Genomic DNA, 4,851 nt, shown 5'->3' with positions numbered 1-4,851 from the left:
GCTTTTGAACATATTGCCTCAGATAGGCATCTCAAATTATCGGAAGAGCAGAAAAAAGAGATTAAAGGCGAACTTAAAAAACTGGAGCCAATTTTACAAGAGTCCAATCGGCGCTTTTATCGAAAGGTTGCCATTCCTGATAAAGATGGCTACAAAGAAAATGACCTGGGCATTCCAACGTATGGTATGAATACCGCTCTTGATGAAGAACTGTTCGAACAGCTACGTCGTGATGGCGAAGTTCTTGAAAAAATGGCGCCCATTGTCTTGAAAGAAAAATATCTAAAAAACAAAGACTATGTCTTTACTGATCAGTTATATCAGTCTACTCTTAAAACGCCGGGGGAGGCGCGTCCGTCAAATCGTATGATTCTTGAAGATTGTATTCGTGAAGGTGTCCGGATAGGCGTGTTTGGTTTGGGCGAAATGGAAGAAAATAAAGCGAAGTGCGTTTATTTTAAAGAAAACGCCACCATTTCCTTCGCAAAAAACGAAATCATTATTAAAGAAGAGCTTTGCGCCCGACAGAAAAAAGAGGTGGAATCGAGTCAACCGCTGCAATCCGCATATGGCGGTGAAGAGCAAACAACATCGGCTGTAAATAATGGCCAGGCTGGCGTTTTGACGAGCACAGAATCCGTTGATCATACCGCCAAACAGCTACATTTGCGATTTAATATTCCCAAAGGAAAAGTGGCAAGCATCATGGGAATAGTGAATTTGTTGCAGAGCAAATTTAACCGCCTTGAAATATCACTTAAGGCGGGGGAGGGCAGCATTTCTCACCGTGAAATTGAAGACAAGATAGAGGAAACCTTTCGGCAGTTGAATATAGATTTTGAAATTTTGAACGATGATTGAGCTCCCAGGCGAAGACAAGCTGTTTTCAATCTTTTGCAAATCACCTTTTTGTTCATAATAAAAAGCGGGCAGGAATCATCCTGCCCGCTTTTAAAGCTGTGAGCGAATTCACTGTCAGGTATTTTATTGAACCAGCAGCATTTTTTTGCTGAAGACAAAGTGGCCGGCCCGCAGCTGGTAGATGTAAACGCCGGAGGGCGCCTTATTTCCTCGTAAGTCCCTGCCTTCCCATTTAACCTGATAAGTCCCGGCCGACAGCGTTTGATTGATCAGCCGGGCAATCAGTTTGCCGTTAATATCATAAACATTGATTTGCACCCTGGCGCTGCCTTCTTCCAGGGCGGGAATGCTGAAGGCAATTTGCGTGGAACCGTTAAAGGGGTTGGGGAAGTTCTGCTGCAGTTTAAATTCCGCTGGCGTGCTGCCGGCGATGGGGTCTAAGTTTTGCCCGTCCTTTTGCACCACTGCCGATGTGGGTCCGAAGGTCTGCCTGGAGCCGTCCAGATCGTGGGAGATGAGTTTGTACCAGTAGGTAAAGCCGGCCTGAACATTTTGGTCGATAAAGCGGTAAGCCGTTTCGGCGGAGCTGCTGCCGCTGGCTTTCAATTGGGGATGGTCTTTGTAGGTGGCAATGGTTTCAATGGGGCCGCTTTCTTCCAGGGCGCGCTGAATTTCAAAGCCCAGCACATCGATTTCGGACTGCGTGGTCCACTGAAGAAGAACGGATTGGCCCGAAGCGGCTGCAGTAAAGCTATTCAGGGTAACAGGTAGGGAGTTATCTACCCCATCAGTACTGGGCGAAACACCACTTCCCGCACTGTTAAATAGATGATATTCAACGACATCTAAAGGAGGTGATGCACTGCCAGTTGGATTGGAAGTTGGAAAACTTGACATAACCCATGAATCATAATGATTCGATGTCCAGAGTATTGTTCCCCAGTTTGAGCTTGGTCTGCCACCAATATCGGCCCAAGGTATTCCTATTTCAATATATCTTTGACTAATTATTGTAACGTAGCTTTTGTCAGTTCCTAAATCGAAACTTCCATCCACTCCGTTAAATACTTTAACATTTGTATTAAATGCTGTTGAAACTTGTACGATATAATCCAATTTGTGAAAGCCATCGTTGAAAGTGTCGAAATTATAACCAGCAAAACCCGTTGTTGCATCTCCGTTACTACCTCCTGGATCGTTATCGATACCAATATTAAATCTATCAGGATCAATTTTAGTAAAATCTAAATCTGTTGTGAATATACCTACGAATAACGTTATATCATCCCATGAAATATAGAAATTGCTATTACCATCTATGGCTACTTGTTCATTGCTGCGCCAATCATGTAGCTGGTCGCCTAAGAAATAGACCGTATGATAAGTAGTGTTAGCATCAGAGCTAACAGCATAGCCAAAATATGAATCACCTTCTGTCCACGAAGTTTTATAGCCATCGGCGGCAATTCTTCCGTAAGCAATATTTAAAGCACCATCCGAAATATAGAAAACGTATTTAATAATTGTTTTTGCGGAGAATGAGGGAATATTGCCATACCACCACCAATTATTAGAATTGTTAATTTTATCAAAAGAACAATTGACTACAGTGCCATTTGTTTTAGTTGGAGCAGTACCGTCTGTCGTATAAACAAGATAAACAGTTTTACCGTAGGTATCGTAATCAAATACTACGAATAAATCGGTGGCATCAGTAGAAATTATATCATAATCTGCAAAGGTTGTTGATCCAGTGGCCTGCCTGCCATACGGAGGAACAGAATAATTACTGCTGTAAGTCCCATCATTAAAGCCAATTGAAGTAAATGGATAATGTCCGGTTGCAAATGCAAATAGTTGAGTTGTGGTAAAAAGTATTATTAACAAAATAACGTTACGCATTATTACGACCTCCTCCTCCAATGAAATTTAGTAATAAAAAAATTAGTTACTAAAATATAAAAAATTGTATATTAGAGCACAATTCTTATTGAATTTTTTTTTATTTTCTAAGAAAAATTATTGGGAGGCTGCTATGCGTAAAGTGTTGCTGGGCCTGGCGCTCATTCTTCTTTTTAATTTCGCCAATCTCTTTGCCAATCCCTGGAACGGCAGAATCGTCCTGCAGGGGTACTGGTGGGATTACTGGAACAACAACTACCCTAACAACTGGGCAACCTATCTGGCCGATCTGGCGCCGCGCTTGAGAGAAATCGGTATCGACTATGTCTGGATTCCCCCCACCGTCAAAAATAACTCCACCTCTTCCAATGGCTATGCGCCATTCGACCATTACGATCTGGGCGACAAATATCAAAAGGGCAGCACCAGCACGCGCTATGGCAACAAAGATGAATTCTTACGCTCCGTGGCCGTGATGCACGCCAATGGCCTGCGCGTCATTCAGGATGTGGTCTGGAATCACCTGTCCAATGCCGGCTCCAATACCGGGGCTGGCGGCCTCGATCCCGCAGCCTGGGGCGACCAATGGAAAAATTTTCGCTACGTGTGTTACGCCACTCCGGTCACGGATGAAAGTGAAAGCGATTATTTTAATCGCCAGGGGCGTTTTCCCAAAAACTGGCAAAACTTCCATCCCAATCCGGATCATAACCAGAATGACGACGATTGGACCGGACAGTTCTGGGGACCGGATATCTGTTATTATCAGGGCGCTTACGGGCAGAGCAGTAATTGCACCTACAATCCCGAACAATCGCCAGATTACGTGCGCAATGGCATGCGCACCTGGAATATCTGGATGAAAAAACAAACGGGCGTGGACGGCTTCCGCATTGACGCGGCCAAACATTTTCCGTACTGGGCCACCAAGGATTTTTTGTGGAATTTAGAACACGGAGCGGATTGGGCCTCCGGAGGCGATTCCATGTGGGCCGCCGGTGAATATGTGGGAAGTAAAAGCGAAATGGATACCTGGGTCGATAATGTGAACAACAGCGATGGCTTTTCCGATGTGGTTGGTACCATGGATTTCAGTTTGCGTCAGGCTTTGCATGATATGGTCTATGCCTTTGGTTCCTATGACATGGGCAGCATTCCTTCTGCCCAGCAGGACCGGCGTACGCGAACCGTGCCTTTTGTCAATAGTCACGATACTTTCCGACCCATTTTGGACAGCAACGGCAATTACAGTGGCTGGGACACTTACAATGAGTTGGCCGGGGGACACATTGATCCCTATGAGCCTCGCGTTCAGGTAGCCTATGCTATTGCCTTTGCCGTGGATGGCTCGCCTTCGGTCTATTTTGAGGATTTGTTTGATATTGGGGCCAACGGCAATCGCTGGGATCACCATCCGAACGACCCGACGGAGTTGCCGGCCCGCGATTATTTGGTGAACCTGATCTGGTGCCATCAAAAATTGCATTTTAAAGATGGCGCCTACAAAGTACGCTGGCAGGCGCAGGATTTACTGATCATCGAACGCAGCGCGCATGCCATCATCGGCGCCAACGATAACTGGGACACCTGGCAATCGGCTACCATCACTACCGATTTTGCGCCGGGAACCGTTTTAAAGGATTACAGCGGGGCTAACAGCGGAACCATTACGGTGGACAACAATCAGCAGGTAACCATCTGGGTACCGCCCTGTGATGGTTCTAATGTGCGTCGTGGCTATTGTGTGTACGGCCCGGACGGCATTTCCGGCCCGGTTACCCATCAGGTGCGCACAACCACTCAGGAATGGGAAATGGCCGACGACCTGGGCGACAGCCATGAGTGGTCGTTAGGGCAGGGCGGGCGTTTGCCCTCTAACAGCACGGCTCTGCGAACCATTGGTAAAATCTGGCCCGAAGCGGGCGAACAAATAACCATCGAAGTCTATCCGGAAGACGCCGCGCAGTCTTACACCCTGCGCATTTACAATGATCAAAATCAACAAATGGCCTCTTTTACGCATACCGGCGCGGGCACGTTTTATTTCACGCCCACCTATCAGGAATGGCTTACGCTTAAGATTCGCAA

The 4,851-nt window shown here is 46.2% G+C and carries 2 protein-coding genes and 1 pseudogene; 2 read left to right on the top strand and 1 reads right to left on the bottom strand.

Annotation, left to right across the window (positions count from 1 at the left end; genetic code table 11):
* Positions 1 to 861, top strand: a pseudogene (locus tag ACWB0I_RS04280) (ATP-binding protein); the annotation flags it as partial.
* 123 nt (positions 862 to 984) lie between these two features.
* Here ACWB0I_RS04280 and ACWB0I_RS04275 read toward each other — a convergent pair.
* Positions 985 to 2,763: a FlgD immunoglobulin-like domain containing protein gene (locus ACWB0I_RS04275; protein ID WP_479386801.1), complete on the bottom strand. Its 1,779-nt coding sequence runs from the start codon at positions 2,761 to 2,763 to the stop codon at positions 985 to 987.
* A 133-nt stretch (positions 2,764 to 2,896) separates the two neighbouring features.
* Between ACWB0I_RS04275 and ACWB0I_RS04270 the strand changes: the two genes are divergently transcribed.
* Positions 2,897 to 4,851 (top strand): alpha-amylase domain-containing protein (locus tag ACWB0I_RS04270; RefSeq protein WP_479386800.1); only part of this gene is annotated, 1,955 nt, incomplete at its 3' end.

It is taken from the genome of Caldithrix sp., assembly GCF_056497305.1.
Note: the sequence above shows the minus strand (reverse complement) of the source record. Positions and strands in the feature narration are given on the sequence as shown.